This is a genomic window from Vulcanococcus sp. DEBay_Sum29NL08_54 (assembly GCF_017859255.1).
GTDB lineage: Bacteria > Cyanobacteriota > Cyanobacteriia > PCC-6307 > Cyanobiaceae > Vulcanococcus.
This window is the reverse complement of sequence record NZ_JAFMNJ010000003.1, coordinates 48,296-71,007: the sequence shown is the minus strand read 5'-3', so window position 1 is coordinate 71,007 and position 22,712 is coordinate 48,296. Positions and strand designations below refer to the sequence as shown.

Here is a 22,712-nt window from a genome sequence, read left to right as displayed (position 1 = left end):
GGCGACTGGGCCTTCCTATGGCTGATTCCCTGCCGATCCTGCCTGGCTCCACTGTGGTGGTGCGCGATGGGCGCTCCATCTACAACGGCTATCAAGGCTTCGTGCAGCGCATCAGCGGCAGCAACGCAGCCGTGCTGTTTGAAGGCGGCAACTGGGACAAGCTCGTCACCATGCCCCTCAAGATTCTTGAGCAGGCCTGAGCTTCTCTAGGGACGCCCGGGCTGCCTCCTGTTCGGCCTGCCGGCGCGAGCGTCCCCAGCCCTCACCGAGGGTCGTCTTCCCCAGGCTCACCTGACAGTGAAACCGCCGGGGATCGGCGTGGACTTGGCTGACCTCTTGGCAGCGGTAATCCGGTAGGCCTCGTTTTTGGCCCTGGCTCCATTCCTGCAGGGCTGATTTCCAGTTGTGCAGGTGGGGATCGGCTTCAAAGGCCTTGGCTGTGGTCTGCCAGTGGGGGGTGAGCCAGAGCAGTACAGGCGTGAGGTCCCCCCAAAGGCGATAGAGCGCGCCGATGCAGGCCTCACAGGCTTCGGCCCTGAGGGTCTCGCGCGCGCTGGTGTCTCCTGCGGCCGTTGGGCCGATGCGCAAAACAGCGTCGATGTCCACCGCTTGGCCGAGTTCCCCCAGCCAGCGGTCACTGACCAGTTGGGCCCGCAGCGCTGAGCTTTGTCCGACGCTCAGGTTCGGATAGTGCTGTTCAAGGAATTCCGAGGCCGCCAGACGTAGGACGGCGTCGCCAAGAAATTCCAGTTTTTCGTGGTTGACGCTGAGCCCTGCGGAGGTGTGGGTGAGGGCCTCATCCAGCCGCTCCAGGTCCATCTCCGCGGGGGCTGTCAGGCCCAGGCCTTGAAGGAACTGCAGCAGTTGGGCGTGGCGCTCAGCGTTCATTGGGGTGAAAGCAGGACGTAAGCCGGGTTCTGTTCTCCGCTTTCGCGGGGGCGATCATCTGTCTGGGACCACCGTTACCGATGGCCTCAAGCGGCGCAAGAAAAGCGGAACGGGTGTCATGGCCAACCGTTGTTCCTAGGCCTTGCTCCCAGCCGGGGTTTACCGAGCCAGCACCTCTCGATGCTGCTGGTGCGCTCTTACCGCACCTTTGCACCCTTGCCTGATCCCCGAAGGGCCATCGGCGGTGTGTTTCTGTGGCACTCTCCTCACGGTCACCCGCACTGGGCGTTACCCAGCAAGCCTGGCCATTGGGGAGCCCGGACTTTCCTCAACCGGTCCGTTCCACCAGCCCGAGGGCCTGGGCGTGTCCCGGTCGCGATCACCTCGCCTGCTTTCAAACCCCATAATGGCGACCTGGGGGGCTGTAGCTCAGCCGGATAGAGCGACGGTTTCCTAAACCGTAGGTCGTGGGTTCGAGTCCCGCCAGCCCCGTCTTCGATTCGCGCAGGGGTATTGACCGCTACCGGTAGTGGCGTGCTGAACGTTGCCACTGCCGCTAGCGTGGTGCCAATCGCCACACGGCCATGGCACAGCTGCATGATCTCAGGCTGCGGCTACTGGTGCAACAGGAGAGTGAGCGCATCGTCGACAGCCTCCCGGACGGCCTCGACCTCTCTGTGATCCAGGCCCGCTGCCTCTGCTGGTTAGCCCTCCTGGCCGAGGCCCATGAGGACAGCGCCAATGAGGCGGTCAGCGATGGGGACACCGATCAGGCCATGGCCTGGTTTGCCGACTCCATGCGCCTGCGTGACGTCATTCAGGTGGTGAGCTCGATCGAGATCCCCATCCCAGGAGCCACTGAGGACGCCAGTGATTCCGGGGACTCCCTGGCCGCTTAAGACGCCAAATTCAGATTCCCTTTATTTCTGAGTCGTCCTGGTGTCATGATTGGACTTGACCAATGAAGGGACTGCGGTGCCGGAAGAGCCCTGCCAATGCCCTGACTGTCAGCGCTTTTATCGGGAGCACGACCGACTGATTCGGGAGAACCCGACGCTGCGTCAGCAACAGGAGTTGAGCTGGGCTGCCCTGCAGTCATTCCGCACCCTGGCTGGTCGGGTCCTCGAGGATCTACAGAAATCGACCCCTGAGCCGGGTGTTGACTCGGCCCCTGCCGCTGCCGCCGCCGGAGGCCCCCAGGAGGCCTCGGCGCAGGATGCTCTCCAGCAGGCCGTCAGCGACCTCGAGAACATCAACGCCCACCTGTTCTCGATCGAGGCCCTGATGGAGCGCATCTTTGATGTGCGCGTTCCTGAGCCCGTTGAGCAGAAGTTCCGCGAGATCGCCGGTGAGTTGGCACCCGATCCGCTGAACGCCGATCGCCTCCGCCTCAACCGTTTGCTGCATCAAACCCCCGATCTTCCGGATCGCTGATCAGCCGAGCAATCATCCCCTCCTCATCGGCGGGGATTTGCAACCACTGGGGCTTCCCGAGCCAGCCCATCTCCGTCTCGAGCTGCCGAGCCAGGGCGGTGTCATTGGCGCCGATCCCTCCGGATAGGGCGATCTGATCGACGCCCCCCAGGCTGGCGGCCATGGCGGCAATTCCCGCTTTCAGCCGGTGCAGGAAGACCGCGAGTGCTAGTTGGGCGCCGCTGTGCCCCCGCTCAGCCGCCCCGCGCAGCTCCTGCCAGTCGCCGCTCAGGCCGGAGAGACCGGCGAGTCCGCTGTGGTGGTTGAGTTGCTCCTCCAGTTCGGCGGCAGCCATCCCGTCCTTCAGCAGCGCCAGCAGCAGGCCAGGGTCGATGGAGCCGCTGCGGGTGGCCATTACCAGCCCTTCCATCGGGGTGAACCCCATGGTCGTGTCCAGGCAGCGGCCTTCGGCGATGGCGGCCAAGGAACAGCCGGCCCCCAGGTGAACGCTGATCAGCCGAGGCCCCGCGGCCTGCCGGGCCACGTGTTGGTGGTTGAGTCCATGGAAGCCAAAGCGGCGGTAGCCCCGGCTCCGCAGCGCCAGGGGGATGGCATAGCTGTAGGCCGCCTCCGGCAGGGTCGCGTGAAAGGCCGTATCGAAGCAGGCCCATTGCGGCAGCTGGGGTCGCTGCTGCTGGAGCCAGCGCATCGCCTCCAGAGCTGGTGGATTGTGCAGCGGTGCCAGCGGGCTTAAGGCCTCGAGCTGCGCCAGGGTCGTGGCGTTGATGGGCGTGGGTTCGCGAAAGACCTCGCCGCCATGGACAACTCGGTGGCCCGCGCGCTCAAGTTGGCCCCACCAGGGGGCCAACGCTGGCTTGAGCCAGGTGTCCAGGGCCGCCGGGAGCTCCAGACCCGAACGGGAGTCGCTCCAGAGCCGCTGCTCTGCTGCCGCGTCAAAGACAGCTGCCTTGAGACTGGAGCTGCCCAGATTCAGCACCAGAAGCGCCACGGCGCCGCTTGCTCCTTACTCGTCGAGGTTGCAGGTGATCGTGACGGGGAAGGCCTCGGCCTTCCAGATCCGATCGGCGTACTCCTTGATCGAGCGATCGGAGGAGAAGAAGCCGGTGCGGGCCGTGTTCAGCAGGGACATCCGGTTCCAGGCATGGCGATCCGCCCAGGCCTGACTGACCTGTTGTTGCACCCGCAGGTAGTCGGTGAAGTCAGCCAAGACACAGAAGGGATCGCGGCCGGTCAAGTTCTCCAGCAGGGGCCGGAAGAGGTCACCGTCGCCGCCACTGAAGTGGCCCTGCTCCACCAGCTTCAGCACCTGCTGCAGCTCAGGCAGTTTGGCGATGTGCTCCCAGGGGCGATAGCCCTCGCTCTGGAGTTGGGTCACCTCGGTTTCGGTCATGCCGAAGAGGAAGAAGTTCTCGGCTCCCACCTGTTCGCGGATCTCGACGTTGGCGCCATCGAGGGTGCCGATGGTCAGGGCCCCATTCATGGCGAACTTCATGTTGCCGGTGCCGGAGGCCTCCAGACCGGCGGTGGAGATTTGCTCCGAGAGGTCTGAGGCTGGGTAGACCCGCTCGCCCAGCTTCACGTTGTAGTCGGGAAGGAAGACCACCCGCAGCCGCCCGTCCATGTCGGGGTCTGAGTTGATCGTCTCGGCGATCCCGTTGAGGAAGCGGATGATCAGCTTGGCCATGTAGTAGCCGGGGGCCGCCTTGCCGCCAAAAATCACGGTGCGGGGGGCCATGTCCTGGGCCTGGCCGTTCTTGATCCGCAGGTACTGGGCAATCACCTGCAGGGCATTGAGGTGCTGGCGCTTGTACTCGTGGATCCGTTTGACCTGAACGTCAAACATCGAGGAGGGATCCACCAGCAGTCCGCTTTGGCGGTGGATGTAGTTGGCCAGCTGCCGCTTGCTGGCGAGCTTGGTCTGCTCCCAGCGCTCCAGGAAGCCACTGTCGTGTTGGTACTGCTCGAGCTGTTTGAGCTGATCGAGGTCCGAGACCCAACCTTCACCGATGCTCTCGGCCAGCAGCTTGCGCAGGGGGGGATTGGAGAGGGCGACCCAGCGCCGGGGGGTCACTCCGTTGGTGACATTGGTGAACTTCTCCGGCCAGAGCTCCGCGAACTCGGGGAACAACTTGGTGCGGACCAGTTCGCTGTGGAGGGCGGCCACACCGTTGATGTGGTGGGAGGCCACGGTGGCGAGGTTCGCCATGCGCACCGCTTTTTGACCGTCCTCATCAATGATCGACAGCTTGCGCAGCAGCACCTCGTTGCCCGGGTAGCGCAGGCGAACGCTCTGCAGGAAGCGGCGATTGATCTCGTAGATCAGCTCCAGATGGCGCGGCAGCAGGGAGCCGAACAGGGGTAGGCCCCATTTCTCCAGCGCTTCCGGCAGCAGGGTGTGGTTCGTGTAGGCGACCGAGCGGCAGGTGATGTCCCAGGCCTGCTCCCAGGTCAGGTGCTTGTCGTCGATCAGCAGACGCATCAACTCGGCCACGGCGATGGCCGGATGGGTGTCGTTCAGCTGCACGGCCCAGTGGTCGGGGAATTCCTCGACCGGGATGCCCCGCTGCTCCAGGCTGCGCAGCATGTCCTGGAGCGAGCAGCTCACGAAGAAGTGCTGTTGCTTCAGGCGGAGGCGACGACCTTCGTCAGTGCCGTCGTTGGGATAGAGGACCTTGGAGAGGGTTTCGCTCCCCACTTTTTCCTCAACGGCGCCGTAGTAGTCGCCGATGTTGAAGGCGTAGAAGTCGAAGCTTTCGCTGGCGTCGGCGCGCCAGAGGCGCAGGCGATCACAGGTGTTCACCCGGTAGCCGAGCACGGGCACGTCATGGGGCACACCGATGGCGTGCTCATCGGGGATCCAGCGCACGCGGTAGTTGCCGCGCTCGTCCCGGTAGCTCTCGGTGCGTCCGCCGAAGCCGACGAAGCAGGCCTGATCGGGGTGGGGGATTTCCCAGGGCCAGCCGCCCTTGAGCCACTTGTCGGTGATCTCGACCTGCCAGCCGTCACGGATCAGCTGGTCAAAAATCCCGAACTCGTAGCGAATCCCGTAGCCCGTGGCGGGGATCTCCAGGCTCGCCAGGGACTCCATGTAGCAAGCCGCCAGGCGACCCAGGCCGCCGTTCCCCAGGCCCGGCTCTTCCTCCACCTCAAGGATCTCTTCGAGGCTGTCGATGCCGAAGCGGCGCAGGGCTTCGGTGGCCGCTTCCTGGATGCCGAGCATCAGCAGGTTGTTCCCCAGCTGGGGGCCGATCAGGAATTCCGCGGACAGATAGGCCACCACCCGCGTCGGGGTGGCTCGGATCGCCTCAATGCCCGCCAGATAGCGGGTCATCAAGCGGTCGCGAACCGCGTGGCTGAGGGCCAGGTAGAGGTCGTGGCGGCTGGCGGTTGGAGCCAGCTTTCCCAATGTGTAGAAGAGGTGTTCGGCCATGCCGTCGAACACGTCATCGGCAGCCAAGCCGCTGCGGTCGGGATCGGCGTAGCAACCGGGCGTGGGCAGTTGCAGTTGACGCGGCGATTGCTCTTTCATCAGGCCAGCTCGGTTGGGACTGCAGTGCTCCACTGCCAGTGACTGATCTCCGGGGCATCCATCCCGTGCTCGTGCGCGTAGGCGCGATTCGCCAGGATCGATTCCTTCATCTGCTCTTTGATGTGAGCAGCGCGGGACATTAACCCCGGAACTCTGTCGATCACATCAATCACCAGGCTGAACCGGTCGATCTGGTTGTTCATCGCCAGTTCAAGCGGGGTGTTGATGTTGCCTTTTTCCTTGTATCCGCGGACGTGGAAATTGGCATGGTTGCGGCGCCGGTAGGTCAACCGGTGGATCAACCAGGGGTAGCCATGGAAGTTGAACAGCACGGGGCGATTTGTGGTGAAGAGTGTGTCGAAATCCCGATCGCTTAAGCCGTGGGGATGCTCGCTCGGTTGGGTCAGGGCAAAGAGTTTCACCACGTTCAGTACCCGGACCCGCAGCTCAGGCAGCTCCCGGCGCAGGATCTCCACGGCCGCCAGGGTCTCCTGGGTGGGGATGTCCCCGGCGCAGGCCATCACCACGTCGGGCTCATCGGGTTCACCGCGGACGTGGTCGTTGCTGGCCCAGCTCCAGAGGCCGATGCCCTTGGCCACATGGGCGCGGGCCTGCTCGAGGGAGAGGTACTGCAGGTGCTCTTGCTTGTCGCTGACGATCAGGTTGCAGACGTCGGGCTCGACGAGGGCCTCCTCGGCCACGGCTAGCAGGCAGTTGGCATCGGCCGGCAGGTAGACCCGCACCACATCGCCGCTCTTGTTGCCGGTCAGATCAATGAAGCCCGGGTCTTGGTGGGTGAACCCGTTGTGGTCCTGCCGCCAGACCGTGGAGGAGATCAGGCAGGTCCAGGGGGCGATTGAGGCGCGCCAGGGCGCGTGGTGGCGGCAGCTCTCCAACCATTTGGCGTGCTGGTTGAACATCGAGGCGATCACGTGGGCGAAGGCCTCGTAGGTGTGGAACAGGCCGTAGCGGCCGGTCAGGAGATAGCCCTCGAGCATCCCCACCAGGGTGTGTTCGCTGAGCATCTCCACCACCCGTCCCTGCCGGGCCAGCTCGCCGCCATCGCTGTCCTCGGGGCGTAGTTCCTCCATCCAGACCTTTTTGCTGCGCTCGTAGATGGCCTGCAGCCGGTTGGAGGCGGTTTCGTCGGGGCCGAACACCCGCAGGTTGTTCGGGTTGTCGGCGATGGCATCCCGCAGCAGCTCCCCGAGGGCGGCGGTGTTGCCATGGCGGCTGACTCCGGGTTCGGCGACCGGCACCGCATACCGTTCGCGATCCGGCAGGGTCAGTTGCTGGCGCAGTCGCCCGCCATTGGCATGGGGGTTGGAGCCCATGCGCTGGGCGCCGCTCGGTGAGAGCGCCTGCAGTTCGGGTCGCAGTCGTCCCTCGTCATCAAAGAGTTCTTCGGGGCGATAGCTCTTGAGCCAGGCCTCCAGTTGCTGAAGTTGGGCGGGGTCTTGTTTGGGGTTCGGCAGGGGCACCTGATGGGCGCGCCAGGACCCTTCAATCCGATGGCCGTTGAGCGTCTCGGGCCCCGTCCAGCCCTTGGGGGAGCGCAACACGATCATCGGCCAGATCGGCCGACTGGCATGCGCTGCGCCGCCCTCTGCCTCGGCCTGCTGGCGGATCGCTTGGAGCCGGGAGACCACCTGATCCATCGCCGCGGCCATCGCTTGGTGCATGGCCCGGGGCTCGCTGCCCTCCACAAACAGCGGCTCCCAGCCGTAGCCCCGCAGCAGGCTGCTGAGCTCCTCCTTGGGAATCCGGGCCAGCAGCGTTGGGTTGGCGATCTTGTAGCCGTTCAGGTGCAGCACCGGCAGCACCACCCCATCGCTGATGGGGTTGAGGAACTTATTGATATGCCAGCTGGTGGCCAGGGGGCCGGTCTCCGCCTCCCCATCGCCGACACAGGCGATGGCGATCAGGTCCGGGTTGTCGAAGACCGCACCGCAGGCGTGGGAGAGCACATAGCCCAGTTCGCCGCCTTCATGGATCGAACCAGGGGTCTCCGGGGTGCAGTGGCTACCGATGTGCCCAGGAAAAGAGAACTGCTTGAAAAAGCGTTTGAGGCCTTCTGTGTCCTGGGACTTGTCGGGATAGATCTCCGAATAGGAGCCATCCAGGTAGGTGGGGCCCAGTACCCCCGGGGCCCCATGGCCCGGACCGGAGAGATAGATCGCATTGAGCCCGTGGCGTTGGATCACCCGATTGGCGTGGGCCCAGATGAAGGCTTGACCTGGGCTCGATCCCCAGTGACCGAGCAGGCGGTTCTTGATGTGCTCCGGCTTCAGCGGTTCCCGCAGCAGCGGGTTGTCCTGGAGGTAGATCATTCCCACCGCCAGGTAGTTGGCGGCCCGCCACCAGGCGTCCAGTCCCTCAAACTCCTCTGCTGGCCTGAGATGGGCGGAATCCGTGGCCATGGCTCCAGCTGCTGATGCCTGGCCGGAAAGTAGCCGTTGTCACAGGAGATGGCGCCGTCGGGCGAGACTCTCGTTCGGAATCACTCACGACTGCTATGCCGGAGATCGGCGCCCATCAGCTCGAGGTGGTCGAAACCCTGATTGGGGTTGGCCGCTTCTTGGTGATTTTTGTGGCCGCTCGCCTACTGGCGGAACTGCTGGTGCGCTGGCAGTTGCCCACCATCCTTGGTGAGCTGATCGCCGGCGTGATCATCGGTGCCTCTGGCCTGCACCTGATCGTGCCGCCGGAGACCCAGGCGGCGGTGGCCAATTGGGCTCTCCAGCTGATGGGCTCGCTTGCGGATGTGCCGCCCCAGCTGGTCGGCGAGGTCTACAACGAAAGTTTCCCGAGCCTGCAGGCGGTGGCCACCTTGGGCCTCTTTGCCCTGCTGTTCCTGACGGGTCTCGAAAGCGACCTCGATGAGCTCGTGGCCGTCGGTGCCCAGGCGATCACCGTGGCTGTCGCCGGCGTGGCAGTGCCCTTTGCCCTTGGCACCGCGGGCTTGATGGCGCTCTTCCACGTGGAGGTGATCCCCGCCGTGTTTGCCGGGGCGGCCATGACGGCCACCAGCATCGGCATCACAGCGAGTGTCTTTGGTGAGCTGAAGATGCTGCGCTCCCGGGAGGGGCAGATCGTGATCGGCGCCGCCGTCCTGGACGACATCCTCGGCATCGTCATCCTCGCGGTGGTGGTGAGCATCGCTGGCGGCGGCAGCCTGGAGCTCGGCCCGATCCTCAAGCTGCTGGCCGCGGCTGTGGTGTTCGTGGTTGCTGCCATTGGCCTGAGCCGCACCGCGGCGCCTGGTTTCGACTGGTTGATTGATCGCCTCAAGGCCCCAGGCGATGTGGTGGTGGCCTCGTTTGTGGTGCTCACCCTGTGCTGTTTCGCTGCTACGGCCATTGGCCTGGAGGCGGCCCTGGGTGCCTTTGCCGCGGGCTTGATCCTGAGCAAGTCGAACCACACCCATGCGATCGAGGCGGCGGTGAAGCCGGTGGTGGCCCTCTTCGCCACGATCTTCTTCGTCTTGATCGGCACCGGCATGGATCTCTCGGTGCTCAATCCCCTAGACCCCGAGAACCGCGCCGGTCTTGTGATCGCCGCTTTCCTGCTGGTGGTGGCGATCCTGGGCAAGGTCGTCTCCGGCTGGACCTTTGTTTCCAAGGAACCCACGAACCGTCTGGTGGTGGGTCTGGGGATGATGCCCCGCGGTGAGGTGGGCCTGATCTTCCTGGGGCTTGGCACCCAGGCCAAGCTGCTCAGCCCGGCCCTGGAGGCAGCGATCTTGCTGATGGTGATTGGCACCACCTTCCTGGCACCGATCCTGCTCAGACTGGTCCTGGCTGGAAAGAGTGATGGACCCGACCTCGACCCCCTCGCCGAAATCCCCACTTAAGGGCTGGCAGTTCAGTTGGGGCGGCTGGTTGGACAACCGCCACGGGGAGTGGTGGCTGCTCGCCCAGCTGCTGTTGATCGCAGCCACCCTGTTGCCGGCCTGGCCGGCCCCGGGCAGCTGGGGCTATGCCTGGCCCTTGCCGCTTGCCCTTGCTGGCGTTCTGCTGCTCTTGGTCGGCCTGGCGCTGGCCGCCCAGGCCTTCTGGCGCTTGGGACCCAGCCTGACGCCGTTGCCGGATCCCAAGCCTGGGGCCGCTTTGGTGACGACCGGGGCCTATGGGCGCTGCCGCCATCCGCTGTATCAAGCCGTGTTGCTCTGTGAGCTCGGGGTGGCCCTGGCCCTCGGCAGCCTGTTCCACCTGGGCCTGTTCCTGGCTCTGGCCGCGGTGCTGGGCGGCAAAGCGCGGCGGGAGGAGCGTTTCCTCGTGCCGCTCCATCCGGAGTACGTCAGTTACCGGCGCAGCACCCCGGCGATCTTGCCGGGGTTGCCTTGGCTGGATTGGCGGAGCTGAGCCGCTAGAGCCCGCGCTCCTCCAGCTGCCGCGCCGCGCGCTCGAAGACCTCAGGTCCTGCATCCCGTTGGCCGGCGGCCTGGCCCAGGTCCCGGCGCCAATGGCGGGCGCCGCTGACGCCTTCCACCACCTGCACCAGGTGCCGGGCGATGGACCAGAGCCGCCCGCCGCTGCCGCACCAGCGCTCCGCATAGGGAATCAGGCCCCGCACCACCGTGGAGGCCTTGGCGACCGGTTGGCTGCTGTCGCCAAACAGGTCCCGGTCCACCGTGGCCCAGCGCAGCGGGTGGTCGTAGGCGGCCCGGCCCACCATCACCCCATCCACGGCCTCGAGCTGCTCCAGGCAGCTGCTGAGCTCCAGCAGGCCTCCGTTCAGTTCAATCGTCAGCTGGGGCCGGTCCGCCTTGAGCTGATGCACGAGCTCGTAGCGCAGGGGAGGAATGGTGCGGTTTTGCTTGGGATCCAACCCCTCGAGCCAGGCCTTACGGGCGTGCACGCTGAAGCGCTGCGCCCCGGCCGCGGCCACCGTGTCGACAAAGGCCAGCAGCTCCCCATAGGAATCGCGCTCATCGATGCCGATGCGGTGCTTCACCGTGACCGGCAGCGGCGAGGCCTGGGCCATGGCGCTGATGCAGCGGGCCACCTGTTCGGGTTCGGCCATCAGGCAGGCGCCAAAGCGCCCTTTCTGGACCTTTTCGCTTGGACAGCCGACGTTGAGGTTGATCTCGTCGTAGCCCCGGTCCGCGGCGATGCGCGCGGCCTCGGCCAGCAGCACCGGGTCATCCCCGCCCACCTGCAGGGCAATCGGATGCTCGATCGGATCGAAGTCAATCAGCCGGTCCCGCCGTTCGCTGTGGTGGAGCGCTTGGGCCACCACCATTTCGGTGTAGAGCAGGCTGCGGCGGCTGATCTGCCGCATCAGCACCCGGAAGTGCCGATCGGTGTAGTCCATCATCGGAGCCACACTGAAGCGGTAGGCCCCGTTCAGCAGCGAATCGGGCATCACCCCATGCTCGCCTTTCACGCTGATGCCCCCCCGTTCTGAGCACTGGTCCCTGGTGGTGGCGGGCGGTGGTCCGGCGGGATTCATGGCGGCCATCGCCGCGGCCGAGGCCGGTCAGCGGCGGGTCCTGGTGCTGGAGAGCACCCCCGAGCCCCTGGGCAAGGTTTTGATCAGCGGTGGCGGCCGCTGCAATGTCACCCATGCCTGCTGGGATCCGCGGGAATTGGTGGGCTTCTATCCCCGCGGCGGCAAGGCCCTGCGGGGACCCTTCAGCCGCTTTGCTGCCGGTGATGCCGTGTCTTGGTTTGACGACCACGGCCTGACCCTGGTGGAGGAGGCCGATGGCCGGATGTTCCCCCAGGCCAACCGCTCAACGGCCGTGATTCAGTGCCTCAGGCAGGCGGCGGAACGGGCCGGGGTGACCCTGCGCAGCAGCGAGGCGCTCCAGCAGGCCGAGCAGCGGCCCGCGGGTGGTTTTGCCCTCAGCCTGCGCAGCGGCATCCATCTCAGTACTGACCGGCTGGTGCTCGCCACCGGGAGTCACCCCAGTGGTCGGCGTTTGGCTTCAGGCCTGGGCCATGGCTTGGTGGCCCCGGTTCCGTCCCTCTTCACCCTCGCCTTTAAGCCCAATCCCCTGCTGCCTTTGGCCGGGGTCGTGATGGATCCGGTGGACCTGGAGCTGGAGGCCGGTGGGCAGCGCTTCCGCCAGAGCGGCCCGGTGCTGATTACCCACTGGGGCCTGAGCGGGCCGGCGACCCTGCGGCTGACGGCCTTCGCCGCCCGGGCCCTCCACGGCGAGGGCTACCGGGGCAGCCTGCAGGTGGATTGGAGCGGCGGCCGCAGCCAGCAGCAGCTGGAAGAGCTCTTCGCGGCTTGCCGGCGTGATCAGGCCAAGCGTCAGCTCAGCAATGCCCGCCCCTGGCCAGGCCTCAGCCGACGCCTCTGGCAGCACCTGCTCGATCAGCAGGGGGTTGAGCCCGATCGCCGTTGGGCGGATTTGGCCAAGCGTCAGCAGTTGGGTCTGCTGGAGGCCCTGCGCCGCAGCCGTTTCCCCGTGGCGGGCCGCGGCCCCTTCGGTGAAGAATTCGTGACCGCCGGAGGCGTGCCTGTGGGGGAGGTCAACCTGGCCACGATGGAGAGCCGCAAGGTGGAGGGTCTCTACCTGGTGGGTGAGCTCCTGGATGTCGATGGCGTCACCGGTGGCTTCAACTTCCAGCACTGCTGGAGTTCCGGCTGGCTGGCGGGGCAGGCGATTGCGGCGGCCGGAGCTAGTTGATCTGATCGAAGATCGAGAACATCGGCAGGTACATCGCCAGCAGGATCGAGCCAACGATGCCGCCCACGATCACGATCATGGCCGGCTCCAGCATTGAGGTCAGGGCCTTGACGGCGGCTTCCACCTCGTCTTCGTAGAAGTCCGCCACCTTCGAGAGCATGGCGTCCATCTGGCCGGTTTCTTCGCCGATGGCGAGCATGCTCAAGGCCAGCTCCGGGAACACCTTTTTGCGCTCCAGGGCGACGCTCAGGGGGATGCCCTCCTGCACGTCCTGACGGGAGCCGACGATGGCGTCGGCAATCACGGCGTTGCCCGCGGTTTCCTGCACGATCTCCAGGGACAGCAGGATCGGCACCCCCGCGCGGGTCAGGGAGCTGAAGGTGCGGCAGAACTTGGCCGTGGCTGTTTTCTGGATCAGGTCGCCAAAGAGCGGCAGCTTCAGCAGTAGTCCGTCCACGCGCCGGCGCCCGCTGGCGGTCGCGTAGTAGCGGCCAAACATCCAGACCCCCACAGCGATCGCCAGGGCCAGGAACAGCGAAAAGGAGGACCGCAGCAAGGCGCTGAGGTCGACCATCATTTGGGTGAAGAGGGGGAGTTCAGCCCCGAGGTCTTCGAAGATCCCAGCGAAGGTGGGGATCAGGAAGATCGTCATCCCCAGGAACACCAGGATCGCGATCGCCAGCACGGCCACGGGATAGCCCATGGCGCCCTTGATTTGGTTCTGCAGCCGGGCATTGCCCTCGAGCAACTTGGCCAGGCGGCGCAGGCTTTCGTCCAGCACGCCCCCCGCCTCTCCGGCTTCCACCATGGCGATGGTGAGCTTGTCGAACACCCGCGGCCAGGAGCGCAGTGCTGCCCCCAGGCTGCCCCCTTGGTTCACGTCTGTACTGACGGCGGTGAGTGCCCGCTTGAACAGCGGCATGCGCTGCTGACGGGCCATGAGATCGAGGCTGCGCACGATCGGGACCCCCGCATCCACGAGGGCTGCCAGCTTGTTGGCAAAGAGGGCCTTCTCGCGGATGCCGGGCTTGGCCTCCAGCAGGCTGGAGAGATCCATGCCAAAGACCGTGCTCCCGGCCGCGGCGTTGGGTGTGGTTGCGGCGAGCTCCAGGCTGGTGGCGACGATGCCCCGGCGCCTCAGGTCCCGCCGGGCGCGGCTGAGATCACTGGCCTGCAGTTGCAGCGTCCGGGTTTGACCGGAGCGATTGGTGTAGGTGGCGCTGAACTGGGGCACTAGCCCTCCAGGAGCCGCTGCAGCTCATCGGGTTTGCTCGCTTTGGCGAGGGCTTCGCTGCGCTCGACTGCTCCGGCCTGCACCAGGTTCGCCAGGGCGCGCTCGAGGGTTTGCATCCCCTGCTGGCCGCCCGTTTGGATCTGGGAATAGAGCTGGGCGGTTTTGCCCTCCCGGATCAAGTTGGCGATGGCGGGGGTGTTGATCAGGATTTCTTGGGCCATGACCCGCCCGAATTGCCCGGGTTTGGGGTTCTGGCGTTTGCAGAGGGTCTGCGAGAACACCCCCACCAGGGAGCCACTGAGCTGAACCCTGATCTGGGTTTGCTGCTCTGGCGGAAAGACATCCACCATGCGATCGACGGTTTGGGCCGCCGAGCTGGTGTGCAGGGTGCCAAAGACCAGGTGCCCCGTCTCTGAGGCGGTGATCGCCAACTGGATCGTTTCCAGATCTCGCATTTCGCCCACCAGGATCACGTCGGGGTCCTCCCGCAGGGCGGCGCGCAGGGCGGCGCCAAAGCTGCGGGTGTCATCCCCCAGCTGGCGCTGGTGGATCACGCTTTTGTCGTTGCGGTAGGTGAATTCGATCGGATCTTCGATCGTGAGGATGTGCTCGGCGCGGCTGCGGTTGATGTGATCCAGCAGGGCCGCCAGCGTCGTGGTTTTGCCCGAGCCGGTTGGGCCGGTCACCAGCACCAGACCCCTGGGGCGGCGGCTGGTTTCCTCGACGATGGGCGGTAGGCCCAGGCTCTCCAGGCTGGGGATTGTGCTGCCGAGGGCCCGCAGACAGGCCGCATAGCTCCCCCGCTGGCGGTAGACATTGACCCGAAAGCGGGAGACGCCTTTGAGGCCATAGGCGCAGTCCAGCTCCCAGGTTTGCTCCAGCTGCTTGCGCTGGGCGTTGTTGATCATCGAGAAGATCAACCGGTTGCAGAGGTCCTCGCTGAGCCGCTCCTCCCGCATCGGTTTGAGCGCCCCACTGAAGCGGCCGTAGGGCGGTTGGCCGGCCGCCAGGTGCAAGTCGCTGCCACCTGCCTCGACCAGCTCCTCCATCAACTGTTCGATCTGGAGCTCCATGCAGCTCGCGGCGCCGGTGGCTGTCCTCAGTGTGGGAAGCCCGCCAGGGCCTGGCAATGGCGCTGCTTAATGCAGTTGCCGGGGGGTCAGGCAATAGGGGCACTCCAGCCACTCATCCCGCATCCCCGCTCCGCAGCCCTGGCAGGTGATCGTGTGCAGGGCCTTGGCCCGGCGCTCGGTTTCCAGGCTGGAGTCCGTGAGGATCATCCGCTCGATTTCCTCGAGGGTGGTTTCCCCTTGGCGCACCAGGTCGAGGCCGTAACCCAACAGGGTTTTCATGCCGTTCTCGATGGCGAGCTTGCGCAGTCGATCGGTGCTGGCCTCCTGGGCAATGGCGCTGGCGAGGGTGTCGTTGACGCGCAGCACCTCGTAGACCCCCACCCGGCCCTTGTATCCCAGCCCCTGGCAGCTGGGGCAGGGGTTGCTGTCACTGGCTTGCAAGCGCTTGGCCTTGAAGAAGGTGATCGCCTGCTCGTTGCTGGCAAACAGGCCAAAGCGGCCCAGGTCCTGCTCACTGGGGTGATAAGGCTGCCGGCAGTCCGGGCAGACCCGCCGCACCAGGCGCTGGGAGACGATTCCGATCAAGGAGGCGCTCACCATGAAGGGCTCCACGCCCATTTCCGAGAGGCGGGCGATGGCGCTGGGGGCGTCGTTGCAGTGGAGGGTGGTCAGCACCAGGTGGCCGGTGAGCGCCGCCTCGATGGCGGTTTTGGCCGTTTCACGGTCCCGGGTTTCCCCCACCAGCAGGACATCGGGGTCTTGCCGCATGAAGGCCCGCAGGGCCATGGCGAAGTCGTAGCCCTTCTCCCGGTTGACCTGGGTTTGGGCAATGCCCTTGAGGGTGTATTCGATCGGGTCCTCGACCGTGGAGATGTTGATCCCAGGCTCATTGCGTTCCGCGAGCAGCGAATAGAGCGTGGTGCTCTTGCCTGAGCCCGTCGGCCCCGTCACCAGGAGCATTCCGAAGGGCTTGCTGCCCATCTCCCGGACACTGGCCAGGGCCGCGGGCTCGCTGATTAGACGGTCGAGGCCGAGGTGCGTCGCGCCGCTATCCAGCAGGCGCATGCAGACCTTCTCGCCATAGCGGGTGGGCAGGGTGCTCACCCGCAGGTCAAACAGGCGACCTTGATAACGCCGCCGGATGCGGCCGTCCTGGGGAAGCCGGCGCTCCGCGATGTCCAGGTCCGCCATGATTTTCAGGCGGGAGGTCACCGCGGGGGTCAGTTGTTTCGGCAGCTTCTCCAGCGGCTCGAGCACCCCGTCTTGGCGCAAGCGAATCAGCAGTCCGTCCTCCTGCGGTTCCAGGTGGATGTCGCTGGCACTGCGCTCGAGCGCTTGCACCAGGATCCGGTCCACCAGGCTCACCACCGGTGAGGCGTTGGAGGCCTTGAGGCTGGCTTCGACATCCAACTCGCTGAGGCTGTCCTCGGGCGCGTCCTCAAGGGGGCCCTCGAGTTTGAGGTCCTCAAACAGGGAGATCCGGTTGGGGGTCTCCTGCGGAGCTGCAACCGCGGCCGGCGTGGCGGGGGATGGAGATGGAGGTTGATTCAGGACGGTTTGCAGGTCCCCTTGGAGGGCCAATCGCAGTGCCAGGGGCGGTCCCTCGGGGCATGCCTCGCGGAGGGTCTGGCGTTGCTCGGCGCCCCAGTGGGTTGGCACGGCCACCGTCAGGGTGTTGTTGGCGTAGGCCACGGGAAGGCAGCCGAGATCCCTGCAGGTCTCCTGTGTCAGTTGCGGATGCCAGCTCCAGCGTTCGATTCCGGCCGCGCCCAATTCAGAGCCGGTGAGGACGGCTTCCTGGAGCAGCAATTCGACCTCGAGCCGCTGCTGTTCAGGGCTTTGGGCCTCGGCCACCGGTCGCTGGGGAATGGTGCTGGCGCTTGCTGTCATCAGCCGCTCCGCCGAGGAGGTGCGGGCTTCCGCCGCTTGTGGGGTGGCGCCCCTTCACATCAACATGTCTAGATCAGATCTCCGGTTCGGTCAGCATGAGCGGCGACGCGACTCCGTTTCCCCAGGACTCCGCCCCGGCCCCAGCTGAGGCCGCGGCAGCGCCAGAAGCCACTCCTGCAGTGGATTCGGCCCCAGCTGAGGTGGCGGCTGAGCCCAGCGCCGATCCCGAACAGCGGGTCCGGGAACTGGAGGCCGAGCTGACGGCTCTGAAGGCCGAGCACGAGAGCGTCCGCAGTCAGTACATGCGGATTGCGGCGGACTTCGACAACTTCCGTAAGCGCCAGAGCCGCGATCAAGAGGACCAGCGCACCCTGATCGCCTGCTCCACCCTGAGCGAGATCCTGCCGGTGGTGGACAACTTCGAGCGGGCCCGCCAGCAGCTGGATCCCCAGGCCGAGGAGGCCCAGGCCATCCACCGCAGCTACCAGGGGCTCTACAAGCAACTGGTCGATGTGTTCAAGCAGTTGGGCGTCTCACCGATGCGGGTTGAAGGCGAGCCCTTCGATCCCACCCTCCATGAGGCGGTTCTGCGGGAACCCAGCGACGAGCACGCCGAGGACCTGGTGATCGCTGAACTGCAGCGGGGCTATCACCTGAACGATCGCGTGCTGCGGCACGCCCTGGTCAAAGTCTCGATGGGTCCAGGCCCCAGTGGTGATGCCGCACCGGCCAGCTCCACGGATGACGCTGCACCCTCCGAAGAGGGCTGAGCATGGCCGATTTTTATGACCTCCTTGGGGTCAGCCGCGACGCTGATGCGGACACGCTGAAGCGGTCCTATCGCCGCCTGGCGCGTCAGTACCACCCGGACATCAACAAAGATCCCGGCGCGGAAGACAAGTTCAAGGAGATCGGCCGCGCCTATGAGGTGCTGAGCGATCCCCAGACCCGGGCCCGCTACGACCAGTTCGGCGAAGCCGGCTTGGGCGGCGCCGCGGGGATGCCCGACATGGGCGACATGGGCGGCTTCGCTGACCTGTTCGAAACCTTCTTCAGCGGTTTCGGCGGGGGCATGGGCGGCCCCTCCGCCGGTGGTGCCCGTCGCCGCGGTCCCCGCCAGGGCGATGACCTGCGGTTTGACCTGACCATCAGCTTCAGCGAAGCGGTTTTTGGTCAAGAGAAGGAAATTCAGATCCGTCACCTGGAGACCTGCAACAGCTGCAGTGGCTCCGGGGCGAAGAGCGGCAGCGGTCCCACCAGCTGCGGCACCTGTGGTGGTGCGGGCCAGGTTCGCCGCGCGACGCGGACGCCCTTTGGCAGCTTCACCCAGGTGGCGCCCTGTCCCACCTGTGAAGGAACCGGCCAGGTGATTGCCGATCCCTGTGGCGCCTGCGGCGGCCAGGGCCTGCAGCAGGTTCGCAAAAAGCTGCGCATCAATATCCCTGCGGGTGTCGACACCGGCACGCGGCTACGGGTGGCCGACGAGGGCAACGCCGGACAGCGGGGCGGCCCCGCCGGCGACCTCTACGTCTTCCTGACGGTTCAGTCCCACCCGAGCCTCCGCCGCGACGGGATCAACATCCACTCCGAGGTGACGGTCAACTACCTCCAGGCGATCCTCGGCGACACCATTGAGGTGGAGACCGTCGATGGTCCTGAGCAGTTGGAGATTCCGGCAGGCACCCAGCCCGGAGCGGTCCTGACCCTGACGGGTAAGGGTGTTCCGAAGCTGGGCAATCCCGTGGCGCGCGGCAACCACCTGATCCAGATCAAGGTGCAGCTCCCCACCAAGGTCAACCGCGAGGAGCGTGAACTGCTCGAGCAGTTGGCGGGGCACCACACGGCCAAGGGGCAGAAGCACCCCCACAAGAGCGGGCTGTTTGGCGGTTTGTTTGGCTAGGTCAGTGATGACCCAGCTCGACCTGCGCGGTACCCCCTGCCCGCTCAATTTCATTCGCACCAAACTGGCCCTCGAGAAGCTGTCCGCAGGCGAGTGGCTTCAGGTTGATTTGGATGCCGGAGAGCCCGAGCAGATGGTGGCCAGCGGCTTGCGGGAGGCCGGACATCGCGTTGAGCTGGAGGCCTTGGAACCCGGGGCGGTGCGTTTGTTGATCTGTCGCTGTGGCTGAAGCCCTGGTGATGGCCCTTGAGGCCAACTTCTGCCGGGTGCAACTGGATCGGCCTGGCCCCGGAGGGGTGGACCAACTGCTCTGTGTGCGCCGCACGCGGCTGGGCAAGACCGGACAGCAGATCTGCGTTGGAGATCGGGTCGAGGTGGAGGGCATCGACTGGCCGGAAGCCCGGGCGGCGATTGCGGCGGTGGCCCCCCGCAGCAGCCTGCTGGAGCGTCCTGCTGTGGCGAACTGCAGCCGGGTTGTTGTGGTGGTGGCGTTGGCTCAGCCGGAGTTGGATCCACTGCAACTCACCCGTTTTTTGCTGACGGCGGAGCGCACGGGTGTGGCGGTGGAGCTGGTTCTCACCAAGGCGGACCTGCTGAGCGCATCGGAACAAGAGCAGTGGCGTGAACGGCTCACGGCTTGGGGGTATGTCCCCCAGCTGGTCTCCTCCCAGAGTGGGCTTGGTCTGGCTGCGCTGCGGGAGCGTCTGGCGCAACCGGGGGTCTCAGTGCTGTGTGGCCCATCGGGGGTGGGCAAGAGCAGCTTGATCAACGCCCTGTTGCCGCAGCTGCGTTTGCGGGTGAGTGCCGTCTCAGGCCGCCTGCAGCGGGGACGGCACACCACGCGGCATGTGGAACTGTTCCCGGTGGAGCCCGGTGCACTGCTGGCGGATTCACCGGGCTTCAACCGCCCGTCCTTGCCGGCGGAGCCCACGGAGCTGGGGAGCCTCTTCCCGGAAATTCGGCAGCGGCTCGAGAGCTCGGCCTGTCAGTTCAAAAATTGCTTGCATCAGGGCGATCCGGGCTGCGCCGTCGGCAGCGATTGGGATCGCCATGGTCTGTATCTCAACTGCCTGGAGTCCGTGCAGCAGCAGGTGGCGCGCCAACCCCGCCCCCGCAGTGGCGGCCTGAAGCAGCGGGGAGGAAAGCAGGAGCCCCTGCTCGATCAGCGCCTGCGTCAGAGCTCAAGGCGCCGCTTGCGGCAGGAGGAGCCCGACGAGGAGGGCTAGGCCTAGCCCATGCCGGGCAGGTTCAGGTTGAGCCCGCCGGTGAGCTCTTCCATCCGCTCTTTCATGGTCCCGGTGGAGTTGTCGTAGGCCGAGCGCAGGGCCTCGAGGGTGGCGTTTTCCGTTGTGGAGGCGCCCTCGGCGAGCAGGGCAGGGTCGAGGCGGACCTTCAGGGGCTGCTGGTTACCCGAGAGCCAAACGCTGGCCCGGCCGCAGCTGCTTTGCCCCTCGATTTCCATCGCATCCAGCTCCTCCTGGAGCTTCGCGGCGTCCTGTTGGATCTGCTGGGCCTTCTTGAAGGCTTCGGTGAGCTGGCCGAAATTGGGGAGACCGAAACCGGCCATGCCTGCACTGTTGAAGTGGGCGCAGGCTACGCCGCCAGGGCGAGGTCTTCGAAGCGTCCCAGCCGTTTCACCTCGGTGTGGAGGGCGATGCTGTGCTGCTCCAGCACCCGCTCTTGGACCAGGGCAATGAGTTGATCAATCTCCCCGGCGCTGGCGCTGCCGGTGTTGACGATGAAGTTGGCGTGGATCGGGGAGATCTGGGCGCCCCCCAGGCTGAATCCCTTGAGGCCGAGGGCTTCGATCAGTTGTCCGGCTTTCTGCGGTTCGGGGTTGCGAAAGACGCTGCCGCAGCTGGGTTGCTGGTAGGGCTGACTGCTGGTTCTGCTGTGGAGGTTGGCGCTGGTGCGCTGGCTGACGCTGCGGGGATCGTGGCCGGGGGAGAGGCGAAAGCGAGCCGAGAGGACCACCAGGGGTTCCGCTTGAAGGCGGCTATGGCGGTAGTCAAAGTCCAGTGCTGCGGCAGAGATTGTGTGGGTCTGGCTGGGCTGCTCCGGGTCCACCACCGTGACGCTCTCGAGGATGTCGGCGGTGCAGCCCCCTTGGGCGCCTGCATTCATCACCGCCGCGCCTCCCACCGTTCCTGGGATGCCCACGGCCCACTCCAGGCCCGAGAGGCCGGCCCGGGCTGCCCGCCGCGCCAGGGTGGGAATCGGTTCTCCCGCCTGGGCTTCGATCAGGCCGCTGCTGGCCTCCAGGTCAGCCCCTTGGAGGTGGCGGGTGCAGAGGGTGAGTCCCTCCAGTCCTTGATCGCTGACCAGCAGGTTGGAGCCTGCTCCAATGACCCGCTGGATGCAGCCCTGGGATGCAGCCCAGCGCAGCAGGGCCAGTAGCTCGTCCGTTGATTCCGGTTCGGCGAAGTAATCGGCCGCTCCCCCCACTTTCCAGGTGGTGTAGTCGGCCAGAGCAACCGCCGAACGCAGCCCCAGAGGGAGGGAGAGGGCCATCGCTAGGCCACAAGGGGAAGGGCGGCGGCGGGATCGCTGCGGCCTTCCAGGCGACTCCAGAGGCTGTTGACATCACCGGCACCCATGGCCAGCACCAAGTCGCCCGCTTGGCTGGTTTGGCCGATGGCATCCGCCAGGGTCTCCAGGTCATCGAAGGCGCTGACGGGTAGCCCAGGGGAAATCCGCTGGATTTCAGCGGCGAGGGCCGCGCTGGAGATCCCTGGGATCGGCGCTTCGCCAGCCGCATAGAGGGGGGCGATCAGCACCGCATCGGCCTGGCTCAGGGCCTGGGCAAAGTCGCTGAGGAACTCCGCCGTCCGGCTGTAGCGGTGCGGCTGAAAGACGGCTAGGAGCCGTTGGGGCGCCTCTGGCAAAGGGCTGCGCCCACTGCTGACCATCAGGCGGGCCATCGCCAAGGTGGCCTGCACCTCGCTGGGGTGATGGGCGTAGTCGTCGACCACCTGGCGGCCCCACCAATTACCCCGGTAGTCGAAACGGCGTCCAGGGGCCTGGAGGCCCTCCACGGCCCGTTGCAGCTCGGCAAAGGAGACGCCATGGAGACGGCAGGCGGCCATGGCGGCGGTGGCATTGCTCAGGTTGTGGAGCCCGGGCAAGGGCAGCCGGAATTGCCCGAGGGCCTCACCCTGCTCATAGAAGGTGGCCAGGGTGCCGTCGCCATCGAGCTCATCGGCGATAGCCGCGAAGTCCACCCCTTCGCTGCTCTGGATGGACCACCAGTGGTGGGCTTGAAAGTGTTCCCGCAGCACCGGACAGTCGCGGTTGGCCAGCAGCTGTTCGCTGCCTTTGGCGAAGCGCTGGAGGGTGGTGATCAGGGAGGCCAGATCGCTGTAGTGGTCGGTGTGATCCAGCTCGAGGTTGGTGATCACACCAAGCCAGGACTGGAACTTCACCAGGGAGCCATCCGACTCATCCGCTTCCGCCACCAACAAGGGGCCATCGCCATTGCGGCCGTTGCTGGCGAAGGCGGGCACCACCCCACCAATGACGGCCGTGGGGTCGTGGTTGGTGGCGTGCAGCAGGCTGGCCACCAGGGTGCTGGTGGTGGTCTTGCCGTGGCTGCCAGCCACGGAGATCGAGGGCTGGGCGGCAATCAAAGCCGCCAAGACATCTGAGCGGTGCCAGACCTTCAGCCCGGCGCGCTCGGCTTCCAAGAGTTCGGGGTTGTTCGCCGGCACAGCAGAGCTGACGACGACGGCTGGCGGGCAGGAGGTGCCGCTGCGAATGGCGTCGATGGTGGCGGGGCTTTGCTCGCGAAACACCCGGACACCGCGGCTGCGCAGGTTCTGCAGCACGGCGTTGTCCCTGGGGTCGGAGCCGCTGACGCTGTGGCCGCGGTCCGCCAGGATCCCGGCGATGGCAGACATGCCGATGCCGCCAACTCCAATGAAATGGAGAGGTTGGTGGCGATCAAGCGTCAGGACCAATGGCGTATCCAAGCCTGGCCAGAAATTAAGACCGAACGGGTCGCTTGTCCTCTTCTCAAGCACGATTTGAGTGCTTTTGACAGGTGGTGACCTTTTGTCCCCAGATGGGGAGGGTCAGGCAATTTCGGTATGATCGGCGGCCAAATCCTCCTTGCTAGCGGGTTC

The 22,712-nt window shown here is 65.8% G+C and carries 21 protein-coding genes, 1 tRNA gene and 1 other RNA gene; 11 read left to right on the top strand and 12 right to left on the bottom strand.

Annotation, left to right across the window (positions count from 1 at the left end):
- Window positions 1-17 precede the first annotated feature (17 nt).
- Window positions 18-200 carry an NAD(P)H dehydrogenase subunit NdhS gene (locus QZ186_RS02020; RefSeq protein WP_010314017.1) on the top strand — a complete coding sequence of 61 codons (183 nt, stop codon included), beginning with the start codon at window positions 18-20 and terminating at the stop codon, window positions 198-200.
- Here the strand turns inward: QZ186_RS02020 and rnc are convergent.
- Window positions 178-888: a ribonuclease III gene (rnc, locus tag QZ186_RS02015; protein WP_296415507.1), complete on the bottom strand. Its 711-nt coding sequence runs from the start codon at window positions 886-888 to the stop codon at window positions 178-180. The genes QZ186_RS02020 and rnc overlap by 23 nt on opposite strands.
- A gap of 2 nt (window positions 889-890) precedes the next feature.
- Window positions 891-1,284: RNase P RNA component class A (gene rnpB / locus QZ186_RS02010), an RNA gene on the bottom strand.
- A 22-nt stretch (window positions 1,285-1,306) separates the two neighbouring features.
- Between rnpB and QZ186_RS02005 the strand changes: the two genes are divergently transcribed.
- The 3 genes from QZ186_RS02005 (at window position 1,307) to QZ186_RS01995 (ending at window position 2,322) form a co-directional block, all read left to right on the top strand.
- A tRNA-Arg gene (locus tag QZ186_RS02005) sits at window positions 1,307-1,380 on the top strand.
- Window positions 1,381-1,472: 92 nt separating this feature from the next.
- Window positions 1,473-1,787, top strand: coding sequence for a hypothetical protein (locus QZ186_RS02000; RefSeq protein WP_010314013.1), 315 nt, complete (start codon window positions 1,473-1,475; stop codon window positions 1,785-1,787).
- Between the two features lie 76 nt (window positions 1,788-1,863).
- The gene (locus QZ186_RS01995) at window positions 1,864-2,322 is read left to right on the top strand and encodes a hypothetical protein (RefSeq protein ID WP_296415504.1); all 459 of its coding nucleotides are present in this window, start codon (window positions 1,864-1,866) and stop codon (window positions 2,320-2,322) included.
- On the opposite strand, the gene QZ186_RS01990 is transcribed toward QZ186_RS01995, so the two are convergent.
- The 3 genes from QZ186_RS01990 to QZ186_RS01980 are packed head-to-tail and all read right to left on the bottom strand — an operon-like array spanning window position 2,279 to window position 8,271.
- Complete coding sequence (locus QZ186_RS01990) at window positions 2,279-3,310, bottom strand: acetate kinase (RefSeq protein ID WP_296415501.1); 1,032 nt, start codon at window positions 3,308-3,310, stop codon at window positions 2,279-2,281. The genes QZ186_RS01995 and QZ186_RS01990 overlap by 44 nt on opposite strands.
- 15 nt (window positions 3,311-3,325) lie before the next feature.
- Window positions 3,326-5,851 (bottom strand): glycogen/starch/alpha-glucan phosphorylase, encoded by a 2,526-nt coding sequence (locus QZ186_RS01985; protein WP_296415498.1) that lies wholly within the window; start codon window positions 5,849-5,851, stop codon window positions 3,326-3,328.
- Entirely contained in the window at window positions 5,851-8,271 is a 2,421-nt protein-coding gene (locus QZ186_RS01980; protein ID WP_296415495.1) for a phosphoketolase, read from the bottom strand. Before QZ186_RS01980 ends, QZ186_RS01985 begins: the two co-directional genes overlap by 1 nt.
- Window positions 8,272-8,366: 95 nt before the next feature.
- Here QZ186_RS01980 and QZ186_RS01975 point away from each other — a divergent pair, with 95 nt between their 5' ends.
- Both QZ186_RS01975 and QZ186_RS01970 read left to right on the top strand, forming a co-directional pair.
- Window positions 8,367-9,704, top strand: a complete 1,338-nt coding sequence (locus tag QZ186_RS01975) for a cation:proton antiporter (RefSeq protein WP_247476580.1) — start codon at window positions 8,367-8,369, stop codon at window positions 9,702-9,704.
- Window positions 9,664-10,215 carry an isoprenylcysteine carboxylmethyltransferase family protein gene (locus tag QZ186_RS01970; RefSeq protein WP_296415493.1) on the top strand — a complete coding sequence of 184 codons (552 nt, stop codon included), beginning with the start codon at window positions 9,664-9,666 and terminating at the stop codon, window positions 10,213-10,215. Before QZ186_RS01975 ends, QZ186_RS01970 begins: the two co-directional genes overlap by 41 nt.
- Window positions 10,216-10,219: 4 nt before the next feature.
- Here the strand turns inward: QZ186_RS01970 and dusA are convergent, their stop codons facing one another.
- Window positions 10,220-11,218 carry a tRNA dihydrouridine(20/20a) synthase DusA gene (dusA, locus tag QZ186_RS01965; RefSeq protein WP_010314000.1) on the bottom strand — a complete coding sequence of 333 codons (999 nt, stop codon included), beginning with the start codon at window positions 11,216-11,218 and terminating at the stop codon, window positions 10,220-10,222.
- 25 nt (window positions 11,219-11,243) lie between these two features.
- On the opposite strand from dusA, the gene QZ186_RS01960 reads away from it, so the two are divergent.
- Window positions 11,244-12,494 (top strand): NAD(P)/FAD-dependent oxidoreductase, encoded by a 1,251-nt coding sequence (locus QZ186_RS01960; protein WP_296415491.1) that lies wholly within the window; start codon window positions 11,244-11,246, stop codon window positions 12,492-12,494.
- Here QZ186_RS01960 and QZ186_RS01955 read toward each other — a convergent pair.
- The 3 genes from QZ186_RS01955 to QZ186_RS01945 all read right to left on the bottom strand — a co-directional run bounded on the left by QZ186_RS01955 (window position 12,487) and on the right by QZ186_RS01945 (window position 16,691).
- Window positions 12,487-13,728, bottom strand: a complete 1,242-nt coding sequence (locus tag QZ186_RS01955) for a type II secretion system F family protein (protein ID WP_296415490.1) — start codon at window positions 13,726-13,728, stop codon at window positions 12,487-12,489. The genes QZ186_RS01960 and QZ186_RS01955 overlap by 8 nt on opposite strands.
- Window positions 13,728-14,801, bottom strand: a complete 1,074-nt coding sequence (locus QZ186_RS01950; protein WP_010313994.1) for a type IV pilus twitching motility protein PilT — start codon at window positions 14,799-14,801, stop codon at window positions 13,728-13,730. The genes QZ186_RS01955 and QZ186_RS01950 overlap by 1 nt, the downstream gene beginning before the upstream one ends.
- A gap of 66 nt (window positions 14,802-14,867) precedes the next feature.
- On the bottom strand, window positions 14,868-16,691 hold the full coding sequence (locus QZ186_RS01945) for a GspE/PulE family protein (protein WP_296415486.1): 1,824 nt from the start codon (window positions 16,689-16,691) through the stop codon (window positions 14,868-14,870).
- Between the two features lie 95 nt (window positions 16,692-16,786).
- On the opposite strand from QZ186_RS01945, the gene grpE reads away from it, so the two are divergent.
- Genes grpE through rsgA form a run of 4 tightly spaced genes read left to right on the top strand, consistent with a single transcriptional unit; the run spans window position 16,787 to window position 19,817 of the window.
- Window positions 16,787-17,461 (top strand): nucleotide exchange factor GrpE, encoded by a 675-nt coding sequence (gene grpE, locus QZ186_RS01940; protein WP_296415483.1) that lies wholly within the window; start codon window positions 16,787-16,789, stop codon window positions 17,459-17,461.
- Window positions 17,462-17,463: 2 nt separating this feature from the next.
- The gene (gene dnaJ, locus QZ186_RS01935) at window positions 17,464-18,591 is read left to right on the top strand and encodes a molecular chaperone DnaJ (RefSeq protein ID WP_029626065.1); all 1,128 of its coding nucleotides are present in this window, start codon (window positions 17,464-17,466) and stop codon (window positions 18,589-18,591) included.
- Between the two features lie 7 nt (window positions 18,592-18,598).
- Window positions 18,599-18,820 (top strand): sulfurtransferase TusA family protein, encoded by a 222-nt coding sequence (locus tag QZ186_RS01930; RefSeq protein ID WP_296415480.1) that lies wholly within the window; start codon window positions 18,599-18,601, stop codon window positions 18,818-18,820.
- Complete coding sequence (gene rsgA / locus QZ186_RS01925; RefSeq protein WP_296415478.1) at window positions 18,813-19,817, top strand: ribosome small subunit-dependent GTPase A; 1,005 nt, start codon at window positions 18,813-18,815, stop codon at window positions 19,815-19,817. The genes QZ186_RS01930 and rsgA overlap by 8 nt, the downstream gene beginning before the upstream one ends.
- 2 nt (window positions 19,818-19,819) lie before the next feature.
- Here the strand turns inward: rsgA and QZ186_RS01920 are convergent, their stop codons facing one another.
- From QZ186_RS01920 to murC, 3 genes are read right to left on the bottom strand one after another with little or no spacing between them, the layout of a single operon-like run.
- Complete coding sequence (locus QZ186_RS01920) at window positions 19,820-20,158, bottom strand: YbaB/EbfC family nucleoid-associated protein (RefSeq protein WP_010313981.1); 339 nt, start codon at window positions 20,156-20,158, stop codon at window positions 19,820-19,822.
- Window positions 20,159-20,184: 26 nt separating this feature from the next.
- Window positions 20,185-21,102 (bottom strand): UDP-N-acetylmuramate dehydrogenase, encoded by a 918-nt coding sequence (gene murB / locus QZ186_RS01915; RefSeq protein ID WP_296415475.1) that lies wholly within the window; start codon window positions 21,100-21,102, stop codon window positions 20,185-20,187.
- 2 nt (window positions 21,103-21,104) lie between these two features.
- Window positions 21,105-22,547, bottom strand: coding sequence for a UDP-N-acetylmuramate--L-alanine ligase (gene murC / locus QZ186_RS01910; protein WP_296415473.1), 1,443 nt, complete (start codon window positions 22,545-22,547; stop codon window positions 21,105-21,107).
- Between the last annotated feature and the right edge of the window lie 165 nt (window positions 22,548-22,712).

Bases quoted from the DNA above. Each gene is read 5' to 3' on its own strand.
- dusA (WP_010314000.1), bottom strand. From the start codon at position 11,218: ATGCCCGATTCGCTGCTGAACGGGGCCTACCGCTTCAGTGTGGCTCCG.
- QZ186_RS01930 (WP_296415480.1), top strand. From the start codon at position 18,599: ATGACCCAGCTCGACCTGCGCGGTACCCCCTGCCCGCTCAATTTCATT.
- QZ186_RS01970 (WP_296415493.1), top strand. From the start codon at position 9,664: ATGGACCCGACCTCGACCCCCTCGCCGAAATCCCCACTTAAGGGCTGG.
- QZ186_RS01950 (WP_010313994.1), bottom strand. From the start codon at position 14,801: ATGGAGCTCCAGATCGAACAGTTGATGGAGGAGCTGGTCGAGGCAGGT.
- QZ186_RS01920 (WP_010313981.1), bottom strand. From the start codon at position 20,158: ATGGCCGGTTTCGGTCTCCCCAATTTCGGCCAGCTCACCGAAGCCTTC.
- QZ186_RS02020 (WP_010314017.1), top strand. From the start codon at position 18: ATGGCTGATTCCCTGCCGATCCTGCCTGGCTCCACTGTGGTGGTGCGC.
- QZ186_RS01980 (WP_296415495.1), bottom strand. From the start codon at position 8,271: ATGGCCACGGATTCCGCCCATCTCAGGCCAGCAGAGGAGTTTGAGGGA.
- murB (WP_296415475.1), bottom strand. From the start codon at position 21,102: ATGGCCCTCTCCCTCCCTCTGGGGCTGCGTTCGGCGGTTGCTCTGGCC.
- dnaJ (WP_029626065.1), top strand. From the start codon at position 17,464: ATGGCCGATTTTTATGACCTCCTTGGGGTCAGCCGCGACGCTGATGCG.
- QZ186_RS01985 (WP_296415498.1), bottom strand. From the start codon at position 5,851: ATGAAAGAGCAATCGCCGCGTCAACTGCAACTGCCCACGCCCGGTTGC.
- QZ186_RS02000 (WP_010314013.1), top strand. From the start codon at position 1,473: ATGGCACAGCTGCATGATCTCAGGCTGCGGCTACTGGTGCAACAGGAG.
- grpE (WP_296415483.1), top strand. From the start codon at position 16,787: ATGAGCGGCGACGCGACTCCGTTTCCCCAGGACTCCGCCCCGGCCCCA.
- QZ186_RS01945 (WP_296415486.1), bottom strand. From the start codon at position 16,691: ATGACAGCAAGCGCCAGCACCATTCCCCAGCGACCGGTGGCCGAGGCC.
- QZ186_RS01960 (WP_296415491.1), top strand. From the start codon at position 11,244: ATGCCCCCCCGTTCTGAGCACTGGTCCCTGGTGGTGGCGGGCGGTGGT.
- rnc (WP_296415507.1), bottom strand. From the start codon at position 888: ATGAACGCTGAGCGCCACGCCCAACTGCTGCAGTTCCTTCAAGGCCTG.
- QZ186_RS01975 (WP_247476580.1), top strand. From the start codon at position 8,367: ATGCCGGAGATCGGCGCCCATCAGCTCGAGGTGGTCGAAACCCTGATT.